This window comes from Desulfobacter sp., assembly GCA_028768525.1.
Classification (GTDB): domain Bacteria; phylum Desulfobacterota; class Desulfobacteria; order Desulfobacterales; family Desulfobacteraceae; genus Desulfobacter.
The window spans coordinates 2,565,196-2,585,038 of record CP054837.1 but is presented as its reverse complement, the minus strand read 5'-3'; the positions used below and the strand labels follow the sequence as shown (position 1 = coordinate 2,585,038).

Sequence of the window (19,843 nt, the reverse complement as noted above, 5' to 3'; positions counted from 1 at the left end):
GGATCAGCGCGTCAGATTATCTGACCCTTGAACACGGAACCGATCTCCTGGTAGATCCGGCCGGGGGCGGATTCGTATCGTTTGGAAAAATGAAAGGGCAGGAGCCTGCCGACATTGGCTGCCCGGGCAATTTCTCCGCAGGCCGCTGCGGTGAGGTGGCCGGAACTGCCCGCCTTGTCCCGGTGTGATTGGGTAAATGAGGCTTCGCAGCACAGGGTGTGGGCCTTTCTGGCGAACCGGACCAGGCGGTTCCGGTTACCGGGGGTGTCGGCAAAATCCGTTGCATAGACCAGGGCCCGGGCCGGGCTGACCCGGATGAGGTCCCGGGCCAGGCTGCCGGCGGATACAGGACTGCCGAGGGGGAGATGAACCGGGGTCTGCGGCATCCCCTTGGCCACTGCCTGTTTGAGCTGCCCCAGCCAGGGACCAGGGGGGAGGCCTTTGCGGGTCAGGGCCTGTCTTTTTATATTCAGAACCGGCTGCAGTTCTATTTTGTAGGCCATGACCGGGGTGCCGTGATCCAGCTGGATCGCCCGGACATTGAATGCGGCGGACTGCAGGATGATCTGGTTTCTGAGCCTTTGCCCGCCGGCCGGGGTGGGGGTACTGCTGCCTGCATGGATATCTGAAGCGTGCATCTCATCCCCGTGAATTTCGTACACCCGGAACCGGGTATTGATCCGTTCGGCCCGGTCCCAGAGCACGCCGTTGACCATGCCCTGGATATGGGAGACCATGCCGGGCGGGCCGAAGATATTTAATTGGGGGAGATTGCCGATTCTTGCACGCAGCAGAGGGAAAAATCCGCTGATATGGTCCATGTGGGCATGGGTGATAAATACATCGGTCAATTGATGGGCCAGTTTTGCGGGCAGCCGTTCACCGCCGCCCAGGTCGAAGAGCATGCTCTGTTTCAGGTTCATGATGCGCAGGTGGATCAGGGGATCGCCGAAAACCCCGTTCATGAGGTGGGCGGAAAGGCCGCCCATCCGTATGGTGATTCCGGGTGATGGATCGTTTTCTGGGGCCTTGGCCTTGGCCCGGGAAGGGGAACCCTGGGGGCCGGCGGCTGCCTGGAGGGGAACGGCCGTTTCAAGTTCGCCGGATTTGCCGCGCAGGGCATCCCTGATTAACAGGCCGTCACAGGGGGGCAGGCCCGGCGGTGCCAGTAGCCGGAGCCATCCCTTATCCAGGCCCAGCACTTCCCCCATGGCCAGAAAGGTTTTCCCATTCATGAGGGCAACCTGCCGCCCTTTCCAGGCCCAGGGGGCGTCAACGGGCGGAGGCGTCCCGGTGAAAGACAGGGATTCGGTTTTCAGTTCCAAGGGGCGGGCCCCGTGCAGGCTGGTATCCCAGAGCCGGGTCCTAAGTTGCCGTCTCCGGCGGTTCCCCGGCCGCCGGGCCAGGGGCGAGGGGGCCACCCGAAAGATTCTGGCAGGTGTGGCAGCCAGTTCATGGGAATACGGGATTTTCCTTTTTTCGCCGCAGAGCAGGAGGATGGCCTCTATGGACAACTCCGTGACCAGGCCGGTGAGGAGTTCCGCCCCGGCCACCCCCCTGGTGATCCCCGGGGTGTCCACCAGAAGGGTGGCATTGTCCGCCAGGGCTGCAAGGCGCCTTGCCGCCGAGACCAGTGGGAGGCGGAATCGTCCCGCATTTAGGCTGCAAAGGGGAAACATGGATACGGGCTGCCAGCCGCAGCCCTGCCACCTGGCCAGGTTGACGGCCCCCGGCACCCCGAATGCGGGTGAGCCGGGGTCGGTTCCCAGGCAGAAGACCGGGGATCCGGATGTGTCAATTATCCGGCCCAGCGCTTCTGCCAGGGTGGATTTCCCTTTACCGGTTTCCCCGAACAGGAGAATGCGGCTGCTGCCCTTGACAGCCTCCTGTGCAACGGATGCGGGTGCTGCGGCACTGAGGACCGGATCGTCAAATATACCCACGCGTTCACCTTTCTTGGGTTGCAAAACTCACTTTGGTGTACTCTTTTTTCTCCGCGCCTGCAACCGTGACATCCGTCGGATGTCCTGACAAACCACTTTCAATTTTCCCAGCGGTTCTATATACTCTCCCCTTATTTTTATATTCAATGGCGGTGTTTGAGATGATAGATACTTCTGTTTTAACCCTGTTTATACCCACATTCTTCTTTGTATCCCTGACCCCCGGCCTGTGCATGACCCTTGCCATGACCATGGGCATGACCATCGGGGTGAGAAGAACCTTTTATATGATGTGGGGCGAATTGGCCGGCGTGGCCGTGGTCTCCGTGGCCTCGGTGACAGGGGTGGCCGCAGTGATGCTGAATCACCCGGCCATGTTTACCCTGCTCAAATATGCCGGGGGCAGTTATCTGGTCTATCTGGGCGTACAGATGATCCGGGCAAGGGGGAAAATGCCCTCACAGGCCGGCCGGGGCGGGCGTATCAATGCGGGCAGAAAAGCCCTGGCGGCCCAGGGATTTGTCACGGCCATCGCCAACCCCAAGGGCTGGGCCTTTATGATTTCCCTGCTGCCCCCATTCATCAACCCGGATAAGGCCATGGCCCCCCAGCTTTTTGTCCTGGTGGGGATTATCCTGTCCACGGAATTTATCTGCATGGTGCTCTATTCCAACGGCGGGCGGAGCCTGAGCCGTTTTCTCGACAAAAAGGGAAACCTGACCCTGCTCAATTGTATTTCAGGGTTGCTGATGGTTGGGGTGGGCTGCTGGCTGGCTTTGGGCTGAGGGCCGGGTAAGGGCCTCGGCCAGGTCTGCCGGACGGTCAAAGACCATGTCCGGATGTGCTGACTGGATTTCATCGGCACTGCCGTATCCGTAGGTCACTGCCGCCGTGGCCACCCCATTCTTTTTCCCGCCCAGGATATCATAGATCCGGTCCCCGACCATGAGGGTTTCCCCGGGATCCAGGGATTCCGATGCCAGAATATGGGCGATGAGCTCTCCTTTATCCACCAGGCTGCCGTCCAGGCCGGCCCCGTATATCCCGGTGAAAAAATGGGCCAGCCCGAAATGTTCCAGAATTTTTTCTGCAAAGACCCGGGGCTTTGAGGTGGCCAGCAATAGCTTCAAGCCCGCCGCCCTGATCTGTTCCAGGCATGGGGGGATCTGGGGATAGACATGGTTTTCGTACATGCCTTTTTCCGAGAACCGTTTTCGGTAAAGGGCCAAAGCCCGGTCAAGGGTGGGGCCGTCCTCCGTATCCAGCAGTTTTGCAAAGGAGTCCCTCAGGGGCGGGCCGATGCACCATGTCAGTTCATCGGCACCGGGGAGGGCGGCACCTGAGTGCTCAAGGGAAAAGCGGATGCACCGGGTGATGCCTGTTTTGGGGTCGGTGAGGGTGCCGTCCAGGTCAAATAGGATGTTTTTTATCATTTTTTCAATTCCGGTTTCAACGTTGGGGGCCGCGATCCGCCGGGGCCGCAGAACACGGGGGGAGACCACCTCTATCCCCTTGAGGCGCTGAGCATGACTTCGGTGACATATTTACCGCTGTCCCGGGTGGTCCAGTAATCTGTGACGTAGCGTTCGTAGGAGGCCTCGCCCAGCACATAGCTGTGGCCGTCTGCCCAGCGCCGGATTTTTTCATATGTCTCCGCCAGGTTTTCATGGGCGCCGATGTGGTAGCAGGAGGCCATCATTTCCCCGCCAAATACCATTTTTTCACGGGATTTACAGGGGATGATGGTTTTCTGCATGATTTTCATGGGCTGGGAGGTGTTTTTCATCCGGTCCCTGTATGAGGAGAATTTGATCATCACCGGGCCGGTTATTTCGTTGTTCACCGCTTCCACATAATTGGTGAATTCTATATTGATGATGGAGTCCCAGAGGTCGTTGTCAAACACCTGGTCGAGGAAAAGATAATCCGAGGCTTCAATATATTTGATGGAGACTTCGCAGCTATTGTTGTCGATGACGGTTTCCGCCTCATTTATCAGGTCCCGCCAGTCTTTTACGGATACGAATTTCCTGCGGGTGGCCTCCTGGGTTTCCTGAAGCTCGTCGATTTTTGATTCAAAGGACCGCTTGATGGCCCGGTAGGAATTGCCTTCGATGTGATCCCTCATTTCGTCCAGGGTGAATCCCATCTGTTTGTAGTACTTGATAACCGGCACCGCTAGAAGTGAATCCTTGGTGTAATACCTGTAATTATTGGTGTATGCCCGTTCAGAGTGGATCAGGCCGATTTTATCGTAATAGCGAAGGGCCTTGGTTGAAATGTTGCAGATTTTACTGACCTCGCCGATGGTATATCTTTCTTTATACTTCATAACCCTTTTCCCCGCAGTATCAATCCTTTTTTTCGTCGGGAATGGTACGATAAAAGGCGGTTTCAGTCAACTCCCGGCCATTTTAAACCAAATGAAAGGGGTTTGTATTTTTCGCGGGGATTGATATAAGGAAAACAGTCGGCATTTGTTCATGTGGATAACCATTACCGAGGCGGGTCGGAGACCAGATGGCGAATACACCCCTCATCCTCGATATCAAAGGCAATAGCCTGGATGACGGACCGGGCATCCGTTCCGTGGTCTTTTTCAAGGGCTGCCCCCTTTCCTGCGCCTGGTGCCATAACCCTGAGAGCAAAATTGCTGGGCCCCAGATTTCCTTTGATCCGGAGCGTTGCGTGGGGTGCGGCACCTGCATGAAGGTCTGCGGTGAAAATGCCCTGGCCAGTGACAATCCTTTTTTCGTGGACCGGGAAAAATGCACGCTCTGCTTTGATTGCGCCGGGGCCTGCCCCGCCAGGGCCCTGGAACGGGTGGGGCGGCCCATGACGGTGGACCAGGTTGTATCCCAGGCGGTACGTGACAAGGTTTTTTTCGAGGTCTCCGGGGGGGGAGTGACGTTTTCCGGGGGGGAACCGGCATTGTTTCCGGAGTTTTTAGGCAGGGCGGCAGAGGCGTTGAAAGAAAGAGGGATCCATGTGCTGGTGGAAACCTGCGGCCTGTTCGACATGGATCAGTTTGAGGCCAGGGTCTATCCCCATCTGGATCTTATCTATTTTGACATTAAGCTCATGGCCCCGGAGGCCCACAGGCAATACTGCGGGCGGTCCAACAGGCTTATCCTGGAAAATTTCCAAATCCTTTACCGCAGATATCTGAACGGCGGGGTGCCGGTGGTCCCCCGGACCCCTTTGATTCCGGGAATCACCGATACCCGGGAGAATCTGTCGGCCATCCTTGATTTTTACAGGTCCCAGAAGGTGAGAGCGGCCCGGCTGCTGCCCTACCATCCCCTGTGGCGGGAGAAACACACCAAGCTGGGCATTGAACCGGGGGAAGGGGAGACGCTGCCGGACCGGTGGATGGGCAGGGAAGAGATGGCGGAATGGGAGGCGGCCTTTGCCCGCCAGGGGATTTCAACCCGCCCCGGGGGAATAACACCGGAATAACGATATCAGGAGGCATTCATGGCCCTTTACAATCTGGCCACTGCCTTGGCGCTCAGGGGGATGGCGGTGGCATTCAACCGTCTGCCCGGGCTCCGGGGCCATTTGAAAAACAGCGAGGGGTGGATTAATTTTTCAGTGGGGATCTGCACCGGCGACGGCAAAGTCTCCCAGACCATCTCGTTCCGTGAGGGACGGGTAAGGGTCTGCAGGGGCATTCACCGGGATGCCTCGGTGGTGCTCCGGGCCCGGGACCACGCCGTTCTCAGGGAAATGGCATCGGCCCCGCCCAACGACATCCTGATCATGATGCTGCGCAACCGGATCACCCTTAAAGGGAACATGAGCTATCTCCAGCTCTTCAATTACTACCTGTCCCTGCTCATCGGGGGCCGGCAGCAGCGGATGCTGGACCGGCGCCACCGGAGTGACAGGGCGGCCAGACGGCGGGAATACGGCATCCATGACCCGGAATTGTCCGGGGCGCTCAAGGCCCGGCAACGGGAGGGACTGAACGCCGACAATCATTCGGATCCCTGTGTTGCCGTGCTGGCGGATCCCTATCTTTCGGAAATGGCACTGCAGGATTTTCCCCGGCTGGCCCGGTTGCTGGAACGCCATCGGGATACCCGGCCGGAGCTCTGCGCCGAACGGCCCGCCATATTAACGGCCTGGTTCCGGGAAAACGGATTTGAAAGGGATAACCGGGGCCGGCCCTGGCATCCGGTGCTGCGCCAGGGGCGGGCCCTGGCCCACCTCATGGCCAGCAAGGCCCCGGTAATTGCCGCCGACCAGCTTCTGGCCGGGACCACCACGGCCAGCGACATCTGCGGGGTGGTTGTCTATCCCGATGCCCAGGGCACCATGGCCTGGGGGGAGCTGGGATCCATAGACAAGCGCCATCTCAATCCTTACGACATCAGTGATGATACCCGGAAGGTGCTCAGCGATATCTTTCCCTTCTGGGCCCGGCGCAATTTCCGGGAGCTGGCCCGGGAAAAGTTCAATACCCCCCTGGGGCTGGAGATTGATGAACGCTTTGTGGCCTATTTCTGCTGGAAGTCCGTGGGGATCTCCCATACGGCCCCGGATTTTAAGGCGGTATTGGAGAAGGGGACCGAAGGCATCAGAGCGGAGATAGAAGTCCGGCTTAGGAAAGAGGACCTGGCGCCCGATGCCCGGGACTCCCTGAAGGGGATGGCCCATGGGCTGATGGGGCTTGAGGCTTACGCCGCCAATCTGGCCCGGCAGGCCCGGCAGATGGCCCATGGGAAAGCCGACGGCCGGCGACGCCGGGAACTGATGGATATGGCGGCGGCCTGCGACAGGGTCCCCCGCCGGCCGCCGGAGAGCCTGGCCCAGGCTTTCCAGAGCATCTGGATTACCTGGATCGGCCTGCATATGGAAAATACCAATACCGGTCTTTCCATCGGCCGCATGGACCAATGGCTCCAGCCCTATTTCCTGGCCGATGTGGAAAAATGCCTTACCCCGGAGGCGGTGGCAGCCTATGTCCGGGACGCCGTGGAGCTGACGGCCTGTTTTTTTCTCCGGCTCACCGACCACATGCCCCTTTCCCCGGATATCGGCAATTACCTGTTCGGAGGATCTCCGGCGGACCAGGCCATCACCCTGGGCGGGATGACCCCCGAGGGGAAAGACGGGGTGAACGACATGACCTATATCTGCCTCAAGGTCACCGAGATGCTCTGTCTCCATGATCCCAACGTCAATGCCCGGATCAGCCCCTCCCTCAATTCAGACACCTATGTCCGCAGGCTGTGCGAAGTGAACTATACCACATCGGCCACCCCCTCCATGCACAATGACGACGCCGTTTTCGCCTCCCTGTCCGGCCATGGCTACCCCGAGGAGGACCTCAGGGACTGGTGCGCCATCGGCTGTGTGGAGCAGACCATTGCCGGCCGGCACTGCGGCCATACGGGCAGCATCCTCATGAACATGGTGGCTGCCCTGGAAATGGCCCTGAACAACGGCCGCCATCCCCTGATGGAATGGGATCTGGGACCGGAGACCGGAACGGAGTTTCCCGATTTTGAAGCATTTTTTGAGGCCTATGCCGCCCAGCAGCGTTTCCTCATCGGCCAGGCCGTGGCCCTGAATAATATCTATGCCGAGATCCATGCCCAATACCGGCCCACCCCTCTGCTTTCCGCCCTGACCCGGGGATGTATTGAACAGGGGCGGGACCTGACCCGGGGCGGGGCCCTTTACAACACCTCGGGGGCTTCCAATATCGGGCTGGCAGATGTCACCGACAGCCTCATGGCCGTGAAAACCCTGGTGTTCGACCGCAGGGAAATTACCTTTGCCGAACTCAAGGCGGCCGTTGACAATAATTTCGAGGGGTTCGAAAAAATCCACGCCCTGGTCCGGAACCGGGTGCCCCTCTTCGGCTCGGGCAGCCCCGAGGCCCTGGCCATGGCCGACCGGGTCACCGGCCTCATCCACGGCATATATGCCGGCCACCGGAATTTCCGCGGGGGACCCTACACCTCCGGGTTCTGGTCCATGTCCCAGCATGTGGCCTACGGGAACCTGTCCGGTGCCCTGCCCTCGGGCCGCCGGGCCGGAAAGGCGTTCACCCCCGGCCTTACTCCCCAGCCCCATGCCTCCAGGAATTATCTGGATTTCATTTCCGATGTGGCCGGCCTGACCCCGGACCATATGGACAACAACATCGCCTTTAACGTAAAACTGGTGCCCGGGGACGGGGAGAGGGAAGGGATCATCGATGCCATGGCCGGTTATGTGAAGGCCTATTGCGCCAAGGGCGGTATGCAGATCCAGTTCAACATGGTGGATTCCAGGGTGCTCAAGGATGCCATGGCCAATCCCGAGAATTACCGGAATCTGCTGGTGCGCATTTCAGGGTACAATGCCTATTTTGTCAGCCTGAACCGGGAGCAGCAGATTGAACTTATCGAACGGGCCGAGTACGGGGTCTGATCCAGGGGGTTAATTCCCGCCGGTGTCCTGAAGGAAATCCGCCTTCACCTGTTTTTGAAAAGCTGTGTCGGTCATGAACCGGTATCCGATCTGGGCCAGGATTATGCTGGTTTTTTCCATCTGGGCGAGGCCGAACTTTGAACCGGCACATTGGGTGAACTCCTTGGAGTGGAGGACGATGCCATGCTCTCCCCGGGTGATGTTGAAATAGACGTGGAGTCCGGGCACCTCGTGGGTGACGTTGCCGAAATCCGATGAGCCCCGTCCCGGGCCAAGCCACTGGGGGGCCATGCCGGCGGCCCCGGCCAGGTCCATAAAGGTTTGGTTCAGGGTATGGAAGGGGCGGGCGGGCTTGTAGGTGTGGGGGATTTTCTTGATTTCCATCCGGGTGGCAGTCATGAGGGCCGCCCCTCTGGCCATATCTTTAAACCGCTCTTCCATGGATTCCAGGTAGTCCATGTCAAAACTTCTCAGATAAAAATCCACCGAGGCCTTTCCCGGAATGATGTTGGGCGCCGTGCCGCCCTGGGTGATGATGCCGTGGACCCGGCAGGTTTCGGGCAGCTGCTGGCGCCAGCAGTCCACCCCGCTGAAGAGAAGGCGGGCGGCATCCAGGGCATTTGCCCCCATTTCCGGGCAGTCGGCGGCGTGGGCCTCCCGGCCCTGAAAATGGACTTCAAACTGGATGATGCCCGAGGAGCCCCTGGACTGGGCCGTGGGGTGGTCCGAGGGGTGGGCCATGAGCACCAGATCCACATCGTCCAGGGCGCCGGCCTGGATCAGGTCCACCTTGCAGCCCCGTTTTTCCTCGGCCGGGGTGCCCATGACGGTGAGGCGGGCGGCCAGGTTTTCTTTTTCCAGGATCTCTTTGAGGAGAATCCCGGCACCCAGGGCCGTGCCGGCAATGAGGTTATGGCCGCAGCCGTGGCCGATGCCGGGCAGGGCGTCATATTCGGACATGAGGCAGACATGGGGGCCTTTATTGCCCCAGGTGGCGGCAAAGGCCGTGGGCAGCCCTTTGTATTGCTTCTGGAGGCTGAATCCCCATCTCTCAAGGAGCTTCTCCTGACTTTGGCAGGCCCGAAATTCTTCTTCTGAGAGTTCCGGATGGGCGTGAATATCCAGGCTGATCTCTTCAACGGCAGCGCGGTATCGGTCAAAAATATTTTGAAGGATTTCAGATTCCATGGGCGTATTCTCCTGGTTCGGCCGGTTTGTATAAAAAATTATGCATAACAGTAAAAGGTTGGGGTGTAAAGTGTTTGACAGGATGTTCGCCCCAATTACTTGCATTGGATTTGTTTGGGGGACCATCATGGCTTGACATCGTTTGGTCTCCTTAATATTCTCCCCTGATTCAAGTTGACTGCATAATGGAGATACTATGAAAAAATTGGTGGCTGAATGGAATTGCCTCTGTATCCTGTGTTCTGCCGGGGCAAGTTGGGCCGGGCGTGACGAATTTCCGGGAAAATGGCGGACCAATACCCTGTCTCCGTTTTTCAGAAGCCATGGAGCGCACAGGGTGATTCGCCGGTATACCAGATGAATATGCGCCATTTTCCCGTTCTTCTCTGCCTGTTGGCAGGGGTAATTATTGTTCTCCCCCGGCCAGCCTGGCCGGAAACCGATACAGAACAGGGGCTGATGGCGGTTGACTGCCCGGGCCGGTTGATTTTCAACAAGGAATCCTTGAGCCGTTCCGGGATCTGCATCCGGCTGGACCGCGCCGGGGAGCGCTGCCGGATAAAAGGGCGCGTGGGCGGGGAGCATATTTCCTATGTGGGTATCAAGGGGCGGCCGGGGGGACGGTACAAAATAAGGTTTACCCCGGTGATGGGCAAGCCGGATTACAGTGTCCGCTGGCCGGCCGGGGTGGGGATTGCGCCCGGATCCAGGCTGAATATTAAAATTCTGACACCGCCGGCTGAATCCGGGGTCATACTCTCCCTTTCTGCCCACCCCTTTGGCGAATATGAACTTTTGGTTGAACGTCTGACCATGACGGAGTCCAGCTCTCCATGAGTTTCTGGATATCCATAATCCACATCTGAAATTTACCTCTTTTTTTCAATGGGTCGATTTTGGGTGCAACCAACCGCGCACTGGGATTCCTGTACTATTGATCGCCATCATCCTGATGGGCAAATTGTCTGCGAAGCGCTCAATGGGCGGGTGAAAATATCTTACGTATTTTCAAAATGCATGCGCCCTGAAATCCGCTCAGGGTTAAGGCATTTAAAAATCGGAACAAAAGAAGGGATAGGAAGACCTAAGCGCCGGCCTTGAACGGGGAGGGGACGACGCTTTATCTGCGCGGCTTGTCGTGAGCCGCTCCGAAGCTTTCGGACCGGCCCTTTGCCGTCCAGTTTCTGCCCTTCAGGGGATGGCAGTCCGCTCCTCAAAAGCCGCTTGATTTTAGCCCCCCTGCTCAGAATAGGCCTGCATACCATATGTTGCGGTCGGGGATCAGAACCAAAAGCGACAGTTTATACCATTAGTCCACTCCTTGTTATTACTCATTTTGATCAACGATATTCATCCGAATATATGATGATTGGGCTCAGCAATTTTGATGCAATAATCCTTCACCCTGACTGATTTTGGAGGGTAAAGAGCTTAAATGTATAAACCTTCACCTAAAACTGAAGAAACGATCACTTGATTATAATCGCTGCGATTGAAAACCTGAACATAAATGACTATTTTTTCGTTTTTAGAATCAATCTTCAATATCATTAGTTACAGCCTCTGAAATTTATGCACTCATAGCTCTATAAATAAATTGAACATTTCGATGGTGTTTTGAGGTTAAATAACCAGGTCTATGCGAAACTGCTTAGCCTTTGGCTTTTATCCAGTGTAGAATAATTTTAGAATTCTGAAATATCATAACCAATGGACTTTGCCTTTTTAAGGGCATCTTTCATGGTTTTGAAATGCTCAACTTCAGTCCAAATAGCACTCTTAAAAACTTCCTTCAATACTCCGTCCTTCAATAAAGAATCACCTACAACATGCATTAAATGATTGGCCTTGGGTTCAGGCCCTTCCCCTCCCATAAATTTCATCATTTCTTCTATACCATCAGGTGTTGGTAATACATCGTTTACAAATTCGACAATCTGGCACCATTTATTATCTTTAAAGTACTTATCGGTAAGATATAGATAATCTTGGTATTGCCTCTTTACAACGTCAGCATCCCATGAAGCAGTTATCTGAATATACAGTATATTTTCATAAACGAACAATGAATAAAAGTTCGTTTCAATTTTCGTAATCATGACTCATTTCTCTTAAATCTATAAAACACAAGTTTTCTTGCAAGAATAATAAATATATCACAATCAAGAAAGGTTTTGTAGTGAATGAATAAAAACGGTAGACTTTTAAATCCATGAACTAACAGTCAAGATTGTTGGAAAATATCTTGACTGGCACCTTGAAGGCATGAAAGATTATCAGTTATAGAATTTAGATTTTTCGTGGCGTTACTTAGATCTGTTATTGCATTGGGCGTTTGATCTTCACATTCTCCAGTTAAATACCCTAAATACACGCTTTGGTATTACTCATTTCGTTCAATGAAATATGTCAACGCAAGTCCATTCTCGGGAAAATAATTTAATCCCTCTGTTTCAACCATCTTATGAAATGTTAAGACCAAAATTCTTAAACCATTGCAAAGCTTCTTTCTCACTATGAAAAACTTGAGCAGGAAAACGTTCCTTTCCTTTGTTTATTGCAACCATGGTTAATTCTTTTATGGAGGAATCCATAATCAGTGCACGGGCAATCTGCCCATTTTCTTTTGCCCAATCACCAACAACCTCAAAAAAGTCAATCGCCTCCGGGGTTCCTCCTTCAAATGGTCTGAGATCACTCAACACACCATAATTTTTAAAATTATGCTGTTTAACGCATTCTTTATACTTCGTAAAAAAAAATTTAGCGCCTTCTAAATTCCATTTATGGCAAAATTTTATAATGAAGACTTCTCCTTTGACAGTGATTTCAAAATCACCATGCGCTTCAAATTTCATATTGACTATCTCTTTTACAATCTTGATGCAATGGCATACATTTAGGCATGTTGTTAATCTTACAGGACATTATCCTATCTGCCTTCTGGATGGCAAGCAAGAATTTGAACTCCGGGATTTTAATTTTTATATGACGATACTTAGAACTATTATACGTAGGGCCTTTAATCCTCTAACAAGCCCCTTTAATACCATTATCATTTTGCTGTTATTTCCTTACTTGATACCGGAATTGATTTTTTAAGGTAGAATCCACCATAAAAATAAAGAACAGTGGATTCTGCCAAAGCCAAATAAATAACAAGAGATAGAAATCAGTTCAAAGCCGGATCAATGATGGTTATGCCTTGGTTTTCATAACGGTCCATAGTCATTAATGCTGGAATGGCTTCTTTCAAAGAAATGGTTTTTCCTAACAGCATTTCCGGCTTCACTTTCCGAGTCTTTATCATTTCCCAAATCGCATCATACCTATGGGCCTGTATCCCATGACTTCCATAAATTTCAAGCTCATTGGCAACGATCTGGCTCATGGGAACTTTGGGCGAGCTGCTGTCTCCTGCCATAAGTCCAATCTGGATATGTTTTCCCCTTTTTCTAAGATTGGCAACAGAATTGTAGCAGGTTTCAGGATGCCCCAGTGCATCTATGGAAACATGTACGCCTCTCAAGGATATATCTCGCACGGCTTCGACCGGATCTGACAACGTTTTACTGTTTATCGTATGGGTGGCCCCCATTTTTTTGGCCAGTCCAAGTTTGTCGTCGGCTATGTCTATGGCTATAACGTTTGCACCCAGCGCGGTTGCGATCATGATGGCTGACAGGCCAACACCACCACAGCCGTAGACGGCAACCCACTGGCCCGCAGAGACACGCCCCTGGTCTACGACCCCCCGAAAAGAGGTGACAAACCTACACCCGAGACTTGCTGTTACATCATAGCCAAGTTCCTCAGGCAGTTGAACAAGGTTGATATCTGCGTAATGAATCTCCACATATTCGGCAAAAGAGCCCCAATGAGTAAAGCCGGGCTGAAATTGATGATCGCAGACCTGATGATTCCCGGAATGACATTCAGGACATCCACCGCACCCGCCGACAAATGGAACTGTAACTCGGTCACCCACTTTCCATTGAGAAACATTCTTACCTACTGCTACAATATCACCTGCCAGTTCGTGGCCGGGTACATGGGGCAGTTGAATGTCAGGATCATGGCCTACCCAGCCATGCCAGTCGCTGAGGCACAAACCTGTGGCTTTCACCTTAACGACGACACTATCGATTCCCGGTTCCGGGTCGGGTAGAGTTACCAATTCTGGAGTTCCCCTAAACGCTTCATACATTATCGCCTTCATCATTCCTCCTTCTTTAATTTTACTAACCGACTGATAATAATATATAATATTCAAGTTGAAATGTGCTTGCTTTTTCAAATCTTTTTTGTGAATAAATAGAAAGAAAATTTCAATATAGAGACAAAATGATAGGAATTATTGCCCATGGATAACCTTGATGGATTTGATATCAAAATATTAAGTGCCTTACAGCAAGATGGTAGAATTTCAAATGTTAAATTAGCCAAACAGCTTTCAATAAGTGAAGCACCCTGCTGGAGACGACTAAAACGACTGAAAGAAAGTGGGATTATTGAAGGATACCAAGCCATATTAAACAGAAGAAAGCTTGGATTTGGGGTTATGTCTTTTATCCAGCTCAAATTTGTTCAGCATGATAAAGAGCTAACACAACTTTTTGAAGATACGATTAACGAATGCCCGGAAGTGATGGCCTGTCACAACACCTCAGGGGCAGCTGATTTTTTATTAATTGTTGTGGCAAGAGATTTAGATGCTTATGTTGAATTTATCGACCATAAATTACGAAAAATACCTGGAATAACAGACATCACATCAAACATTTCTTTGCGGGAATTAAAGTCTTCTTTTAAACTCCCATTATAAAATAAAATAATGAAAATAAATATTTCATTTGGATCTCAAGAATCAAAACAAAGTCGTATTCAATCGGTTTACTCTATAAAAAATTTAGATGTAAACAAGCGTTGATTTTGTCTATGATTGACCACTTTCTTTAAAATTTCCTCGACCACAAGATATAGGGGTGCCTATTGAAAAGGAAAGAATATACCGGATGAAGTTTATTCTGGGTAAATCAAGAATATTGGAGACTATCTCGATCTGCACCCGGAATAGGAAAGGTATTACCTTGGAAATCTGACAACTGGTTAAGGTTTGTCTGGGTGACTAGGCCGTGGTGCGGGGGAACGATGGAGTGGTGTATGGACTGCCGGCTGCCAGGACGGCGGAGGCGGCAGTTCATTCACTGCCTTCCCGGTCAGGACGACCGGGAAGGCTAAAACGGAAGCGTTCCCCCGTGCCGCGGCCGGGTTCTGCCCGTTTATCAAAAAAAAGCGGTTCAACCGGGCCTTAATTTTTCTCATCGTGTTTAAATGCGCAGGCCCTGAAACCCGCTGAATTTGGGCTTGCCGCCAAAACCGTTTTTGTATTATAGTAAATTCAGCCGGCCGGATTCTGATTTCCGGTGCCGTGGGAACACAGCCTCCATTCTTTTTGCAGCATATTGAAATTCTTCTGATTCTCATTTCTCCCAACGGCCGTGCCCCATCTGTTTGTCGAACCTTGATCTTGTTTAAGGAGACCCGCCATGATGCCCTTAACGGACAGAAACAGGACCCTGAGCCCAGTTCTTGTTTTTTTGCTGGTTATTATCCCCCTTTTTATCGGCCTTTATTATTGGACCGTTCCCTCCAAACCCGGGGTATTGATTCGGATGAACAATGGACAGGCCGTGGTTCATTTTGTCAGCACATCCAAAACCATCGACGATACGGTTTTCCTGGCAAGGGACCAGGCCCTGGTCATGAACGGGTGCAAACTGATCTTCAGGGGAATCCGGGACGGGGAAATACGCATTGACCTGATTCAGCTTGAGCTGGATCCGGAGTCTGTCTATCCACAGTATCTATCCATAAAAAAGGCCGAGTCCGGGTTCCGGCTGGCCGATAGCCGGTTTTCTCTTCTCTCCGGGAATAAGAGCCGGTTGAAATTGAAAATTCAACCCGACTAGACATTTTTTAAACAGGATTTATCTATTGCTCCAAGGAGGTTACGCATGAGCCATTCAAACAGCTCCGCAAAGGTGTCCTTTACGGACATTTCACTGGCGGAATATACCCTTGACACCCTGCCCCTTCTCAAACAGCTCAGGCTGGGGCTGCTCGCCGAGAAGCCGGAGGTCTGCATAGAAAGGGCCAGACATTATACCAAATCCCTTGAAAGCGCACCGGAGGACCAATCCAGTGAACTTCGGTACGCCAATGCCGCCAAATATTTTCTTTCCAGAAAAACCCCTCTTTTTTTCGATGATAACCGCCTGGCCGGGACCACCGGTTCCAAACCCTTTTGCGCCCCTGTTTATCCCGAATGGACCGGTTTGACCATATGGCCTGAACTGGATACCATCAGCAACCGGGAGAAAAACCCACTGAAACTGACCCGGGAGGCGGCCGATGAACTGAATTTTAAGATCTATCCCTATTGGATGGATAGAAATATTCTTGAATACACCAGAAAGAAGCACGGCAACCCGAAATCCATGAGGATATTCGAGCGCATTGTCTTTTTCCTGGCCACCAAGGCCGGGTGTATTTCCCACACCATTCCCTGCTACACCCTGGCCCTGGAAAAGGGGGTGGAATATATTATTGAAGACGCGGCGTCAAAGGAGGCGGCCCTCATAAATTCGGGGGACAGGGATGGGGAAACCCTGAAGAAAATCGATTTTTATAAAGCCGTGCAGATTGCCATGGAAGGCGTCATCGCCTATGCCCAGAACCTGAGCCGGGAGGCCTCCAGACTTGCCGACCGGGAGACGGACCCCGACCGGGCAGAAAACTACCGCCAGATGGCCGAGGTCTGCGGGCAGGTCCCGGCAAAACCGGCCAGGACATTCCGGGAGGCGGTCAATGCCCTCTGGCTGATCCAGGTGGCCATCCATGCTGAAAATATCAACATGGCCATGAGTCCGGGCCGGCTGGACCAGATCCTCTACCGGTACTACAGGGCGGATATGGACAGGGGTGACCTCACCGTGGAGGCGGCAATGGAACTGGTGGGCTGCCTCTGGCTCAAGCTCAACGACAACACCAACCTCGTGCCGGAGACGGCGGAGGAGCTGTTCGGGGGCGCGGGCACGGTTCCCGCGGTCACCGTGGGCGGCGTCGACGAAGAGGGGGAGGATGCGGTCAACGACCTGACCTATATCATGCTCAGGGTCACGGAACTGCTGAAAACCCGTGACCCCAGCCTCAACGCCCGTTTTCACTACGAAAAAAATTCAGTGGAATACCGGGACCGTATTGCCCAGGTCATTGTCAACACCAAGGCGGTGCCGGCCTATCTCAACGATGTAACCAATATCCAGGTCCTTAAAGAACAGGGGACAGAGGAGAAAGATGCCCGGGACTATGCCGTCATCGGATGCGTGGAACTGGGGGTGCCCGGGAGAAGTTACGATGCCTCCAGTTCCATCATGCTCAACCTGGTCTCTGTGCTGGAGTTGGCCCTGAACAACGGCAAACGGCCGGTGACCGGCGACGAGCAGATCGGCCCGGTGACCGGTGAACCGGTCAATTTTGAGACCTATGACCAGTTCTGGGGCGCCTTTAAAACCCAATTTACCTGGCTGGCGGGAAAGGCGGTTGAACTCAACGAACTTTTCGGGCGGGCCTACCAGGAAATCCTGCCGTCGCCCCTGCTGTCCTCCTTTTTTGAGGGGCCCATGGAAACGGGCAGGGATCTCATTTCAGGGGGTGCCCGCTACAATTCCTCCGGGGCCACCCATATCGGCTTTGCCGACACCGTGGACTCCCTGAATGCCATCCAGCAGGCGGTATTCGTTGACAAAAAATGCACCTTTGCCGAGCTCAAGGCCGCCCTTGAGGCTGATTTCAAGGGATATGAGGCCCTCCATGCCTATCTGGTAAAGCGGGCGCCCAAGTACGGGACGGATAATGACATCGCCAAAGAAAACTCCCAGAAGGTCATCCGGTTCCTCTATGATTTTTACCAGCGCCATGTGAACTATAGGGGCGGGAAATACAGGCCCGGATACTGGACCATGACCAACCATGCCGGCCAGGGAAAGCTGGCCGGGGCACTTCCCAACGGGAGAAAGGCCCATCAGGTATTTGCCAGCGGCATCACCCCCGTCTCCCAGGCCGCTGAAGCGCTGACCACCTCCCTGAGGATGATCGCCGAGCTTGAGAGTAAATGCATTGCCAGCGGAGAAGCGCTTAATTACAAATTCCCGTCGGTGCCCGATCGGGAGGAGGTGGCGGCCCTGGGCCAGGTCGTTGAAGCCTATTGCCGCCAGGGGGGCCTTCATATCCAGTTCAATATCATGTCCTACGAAGATCTCATCCGGGCAAAGGAGGCGCCGGACGATTACCCCGAACTCCTTGTCAGGGTGTCTGGATACTCCGCCTATTTCAAGGATCTGAACCCGGCCATGAAGGACGAGATCATTACCCGGACCGCCTACGATATAAAGACCGGCCGGGCGGTTCCCTTTCCCGAAGCATATAAAGAGATGATGTCAAACCAATAAGGAGGCAGTCATGCTGAAAGAGATATTTGAGTCCTTTGATTCTGAAATCACCGAGGAGTTCCTGGAACTGCTTCTCAATGCCATGGGGCTTTTCTTCGTATTCAGCCGAGAATTCCGGCGGCAGATTGAGGGCTTCGAGGGACGGTATCTGTTCCGGAGCCGGGACGGCGGGATCACCATTTCGACTGTTTTTAAAGACGGAAAAATGAAGGTAAAGGAAAAAGAAATCAGCAATACGGATATTATCATCAGTTTTAAAAACGCCAAGGCCCTCAGGGATTTCATTTTTTCGCCCAAGCCCGATATCCTCGGTTCCATCCTGCGGCAGGATGTGGTGGTGGACGGCAATCTGAACTACATGTACAAATTCGCTTACATGGCCAAACGCCTTCAGCTCATGGCCACGGGCCAGGTCTAATCACCTGAAAAGGAGTTAAAATGCAGATAGATTTCCACCATGCCGTCACTTACGTGGCGGCCCGGCTGGCCGGCTTCGGCCACAGAGAAGCCGAGACCGTTGCCTATTGCGCCCAATACGTGGACGACGCCACCAACAGCGGCACCATTAAGTTCAATAACAACGCCATGTATTCCCATATCAGTTCGGCCCACAAGGCCCTGGACTATAAGAACTTCGACGCCCTGGCCAACCATTTTGTCTGGATTCCCTTTCATTTTTTACCCGGAAACGGCGGGAAACGGGCAGGAGAGAACCCCGGCGGGACCTTTGTTGAAAAAATTATCTGCCGTCCGGACAGCCCTGTGGCAAAAGAGATGGTCCGGGCCTGCATCAGGGAGAAGGATGCCCTTTACGGGCTCCACCGCCTGGGCATCACCATGCATGTATATGCGGATACCTGGGCCCACCAGGGATTTGCCGGTATCACCCACGAGGTGAACAATATCTCGGCCCTGGATGACCAGGATACCCCGGACAGGGGCGTTCTGGGAAAGCTCAAAGATTTTTTCGGCGACGCGGTTGACGATGTGGCCGGCGGATTTGTTGGCGGGGTCCTGCCCCTGGGCCACGGTGCCGCCCTCAGTTATCCGGACCGGCCCTACCTGAAATGGAAATACCGGGACAGCAAGGGGAATACGGTGGAACGGGACAATTCAGAGATTTTTTCCCAGGCCGCAAACCAGCTCTGCCGGGCCATGCAGCGGTACCGGGCCGGAGACCCGGACGCCGAGGTTCCCGGGCTGCCCGAAGATGATCACGACAAGATTTCCGGCCTGTTCAGGTCCATTCAGGATGAAGACGGGGAGACCCGCCACGGCCAATGGCTGAAGAAGATCGGCCAGGGGTATTTCAGTTTCCCCCCGGCAAAGCTGGCATACAGGGCCAAGGGGCCGGATTCCTGGAAGCACCAGGCCCTGGGAACCCGGAAAATAAAAGACAAAAAAAGCGATGTCTTTCCCTATGATCCATCTTTTCTCGGCAGTGACTGGAAGCTTTTCCACGATGCCCTGCAGACCCACCGCCTGACCGTGATCCGGGATATACTGCCCCGGTACGGGATATGTGCGGCCTGAAAGAGTTTGATTCCGTTTTAAGATCCGGAAAATGTTCGGGATTGTATTTGGGATCGGTTAGGCAGATATCAGTGACTATCGGGTAATAAATTTCCGGTTTTCAGTCGGTTTATCTTCCATTAACCTCAATTCTGGGGAAAAAGTTCCTCAACGGCCGGTGAAATCCCGGGTTTTATGACGGCTGTGCCGCAGGCGCCGGGGCTGTCCTCTTGGGTTCCGGGCTGCTGGTCACTGTCCGTA

General features: G+C 53.5%; 16 protein-coding genes. 9 read left to right on the top strand and 7 right to left on the bottom strand.

What is annotated here, in order from left to right:
- Positions 1-11: 11 nt before the first annotated feature.
- Positions 12-1,943 carry a hypothetical protein gene (locus HUN04_11870; protein WDP90355.1) on the bottom strand — a complete coding sequence of 644 codons (1,932 nt, stop codon included), beginning with the start codon at positions 1,941-1,943 and terminating at the stop codon, positions 12-14.
- Between the two features lie 152 nt (positions 1,944-2,095).
- On the opposite strand from HUN04_11870, the gene HUN04_11865 reads away from it, so the two are divergent.
- On the top strand, positions 2,096-2,728 hold the full coding sequence (locus HUN04_11865) for a LysE family translocator (protein WDP90354.1): 633 nt from the start codon (positions 2,096-2,098) through the stop codon (positions 2,726-2,728).
- Here the strand turns inward: HUN04_11865 and HUN04_11860 are convergent.
- Positions 2,681-3,376: an HAD family hydrolase gene (locus HUN04_11860; protein ID WDP90353.1), complete on the bottom strand. Its 696-nt coding sequence runs from the start codon at positions 3,374-3,376 to the stop codon at positions 2,681-2,683. The genes HUN04_11865 and HUN04_11860 overlap by 48 nt on opposite strands.
- Positions 3,377-3,447: 71 nt before the next feature.
- The gene (locus HUN04_11855; protein ID WDP90352.1) at positions 3,448-4,275 is read right to left on the bottom strand and encodes a MerR family transcriptional regulator; all 828 of its coding nucleotides are present in this window, start codon (positions 4,273-4,275) and stop codon (positions 3,448-3,450) included.
- 188 nt (positions 4,276-4,463) lie between these two features.
- On the opposite strand from HUN04_11855, the gene HUN04_11850 reads away from it, so the two are divergent.
- Both HUN04_11850 and HUN04_11845 read left to right on the top strand, forming a co-directional pair.
- Positions 4,464-5,402 carry a glycyl-radical enzyme activating protein gene (locus HUN04_11850; protein ID WDP90351.1) on the top strand — a complete coding sequence of 313 codons (939 nt, stop codon included), beginning with the start codon at positions 4,464-4,466 and terminating at the stop codon, positions 5,400-5,402.
- A gap of 18 nt (positions 5,403-5,420) precedes the next feature.
- On the top strand, positions 5,421-8,369 hold the full coding sequence (locus HUN04_11845) for a formate acetyltransferase (GenBank protein WDP90350.1): 2,949 nt from the start codon (positions 5,421-5,423) through the stop codon (positions 8,367-8,369).
- A gap of 9 nt (positions 8,370-8,378) precedes the next feature.
- Here the strand turns inward: HUN04_11845 and HUN04_11840 are convergent, their stop codons facing one another.
- Positions 8,379-9,557 (bottom strand): M20 family metallopeptidase, encoded by a 1,179-nt coding sequence (locus tag HUN04_11840; protein ID WDP90349.1) that lies wholly within the window; start codon positions 9,555-9,557, stop codon positions 8,379-8,381.
- Positions 9,558-9,842: 285 nt separating this feature from the next.
- On the opposite strand from HUN04_11840, the gene HUN04_11835 reads away from it, so the two are divergent.
- Positions 9,843-10,394: a hypothetical protein gene (locus HUN04_11835; GenBank protein WDP90348.1), complete on the top strand. Its 552-nt coding sequence runs from the start codon at positions 9,843-9,845 to the stop codon at positions 10,392-10,394.
- 848 nt (positions 10,395-11,242) lie between these two features.
- On the opposite strand, the gene HUN04_11830 is transcribed toward HUN04_11835, so the two are convergent.
- The 3 genes from HUN04_11830 to HUN04_11820 form a co-directional block, all read right to left on the bottom strand.
- Positions 11,243-11,656 carry a hypothetical protein gene (locus HUN04_11830; GenBank protein ID WDP90347.1) on the bottom strand — a complete coding sequence of 138 codons (414 nt, stop codon included), beginning with the start codon at positions 11,654-11,656 and terminating at the stop codon, positions 11,243-11,245.
- Positions 11,657-12,019: 363 nt separating this feature from the next.
- Positions 12,020-12,415 (bottom strand): hypothetical protein, encoded by a 396-nt coding sequence (locus tag HUN04_11825; GenBank protein WDP90346.1) that lies wholly within the window; start codon positions 12,413-12,415, stop codon positions 12,020-12,022.
- 314 nt (positions 12,416-12,729) lie between these two features.
- Positions 12,730-13,776, bottom strand: coding sequence for a zinc-dependent alcohol dehydrogenase family protein (locus tag HUN04_11820; protein ID WDP93265.1), 1,047 nt, complete (start codon positions 13,774-13,776; stop codon positions 12,730-12,732).
- A gap of 144 nt (positions 13,777-13,920) precedes the next feature.
- Between HUN04_11820 and HUN04_11815 the strand changes: the two genes are divergently transcribed.
- The 5 genes from HUN04_11815 to HUN04_11795 all read left to right on the top strand — a co-directional run bounded on the left by HUN04_11815 (position 13,921) and on the right by HUN04_11795 (position 19,603).
- A complete protein-coding gene (locus tag HUN04_11815) occupies positions 13,921-14,382 on the top strand; it encodes an Lrp/AsnC family transcriptional regulator (GenBank protein ID WDP90345.1) in 462 nt (153 codons plus the stop codon).
- Between the two features lie 724 nt (positions 14,383-15,106).
- Positions 15,107-15,529 (top strand): hypothetical protein, encoded by a 423-nt coding sequence (locus HUN04_11810; GenBank protein WDP90344.1) that lies wholly within the window; start codon positions 15,107-15,109, stop codon positions 15,527-15,529.
- A 45-nt stretch (positions 15,530-15,574) separates the two neighbouring features.
- The gene (locus HUN04_11805; protein WDP90343.1) at positions 15,575-18,070 is read left to right on the top strand and encodes a hypothetical protein; all 2,496 of its coding nucleotides are present in this window, start codon (positions 15,575-15,577) and stop codon (positions 18,068-18,070) included.
- 10 nt (positions 18,071-18,080) lie between these two features.
- Positions 18,081-18,488 (top strand): hypothetical protein, encoded by a 408-nt coding sequence (locus tag HUN04_11800; protein WDP90342.1) that lies wholly within the window; start codon positions 18,081-18,083, stop codon positions 18,486-18,488.
- Between the two features lie 20 nt (positions 18,489-18,508).
- Positions 18,509-19,603: a hypothetical protein gene (locus tag HUN04_11795; GenBank protein ID WDP90341.1), complete on the top strand. Its 1,095-nt coding sequence runs from the start codon at positions 18,509-18,511 to the stop codon at positions 19,601-19,603.
- Positions 19,604-19,843: the final 240 nt, after the last annotated feature.

Coding starts and splice junctions, on each gene's coding strand:
- HUN04_11860 (WDP90353.1), bottom strand. CDS start 3,376: ATGATAAAAAACATCCTATTTGACCTGGACGGCACCCTCACCGACCCC.
- HUN04_11855 (WDP90352.1), bottom strand. CDS start 4,275: ATGAAGTATAAAGAAAGATATACCATCGGCGAGGTCAGTAAAATCTGC.
- HUN04_11850 (WDP90351.1), top strand. CDS start 4,464: ATGGCGAATACACCCCTCATCCTCGATATCAAAGGCAATAGCCTGGAT.
- HUN04_11845 (WDP90350.1), top strand. CDS start 5,421: ATGGCCCTTTACAATCTGGCCACTGCCTTGGCGCTCAGGGGGATGGCG.
- HUN04_11840 (WDP90349.1), bottom strand. CDS start 9,557: ATGGAATCTGAAATCCTTCAAAATATTTTTGACCGATACCGCGCTGCC.
- HUN04_11835 (WDP90348.1), top strand. CDS start 9,843: ATGGCGGACCAATACCCTGTCTCCGTTTTTCAGAAGCCATGGAGCGCA.
- HUN04_11830 (WDP90347.1), bottom strand. CDS start 11,656: ATGATTACGAAAATTGAAACGAACTTTTATTCATTGTTCGTTTATGAA.
- HUN04_11825 (WDP90346.1), bottom strand. CDS start 12,415: ATGAAATTTGAAGCGCATGGTGATTTTGAAATCACTGTCAAAGGAGAA.
- HUN04_11820 (WDP93265.1), bottom strand. CDS start 13,776: ATGAAGGCGATAATGTATGAAGCGTTTAGGGGAACTCCAGAATTGGTA.
- HUN04_11815 (WDP90345.1), top strand. CDS start 13,921: ATGGATAACCTTGATGGATTTGATATCAAAATATTAAGTGCCTTACAG.
- HUN04_11810 (WDP90344.1), top strand. CDS start 15,107: ATGATGCCCTTAACGGACAGAAACAGGACCCTGAGCCCAGTTCTTGTT.
- HUN04_11805 (WDP90343.1), top strand. CDS start 15,575: ATGAGCCATTCAAACAGCTCCGCAAAGGTGTCCTTTACGGACATTTCA.
- HUN04_11800 (WDP90342.1), top strand. CDS start 18,081: ATGCTGAAAGAGATATTTGAGTCCTTTGATTCTGAAATCACCGAGGAG.
- HUN04_11795 (WDP90341.1), top strand. CDS start 18,509: ATGCAGATAGATTTCCACCATGCCGTCACTTACGTGGCGGCCCGGCTG.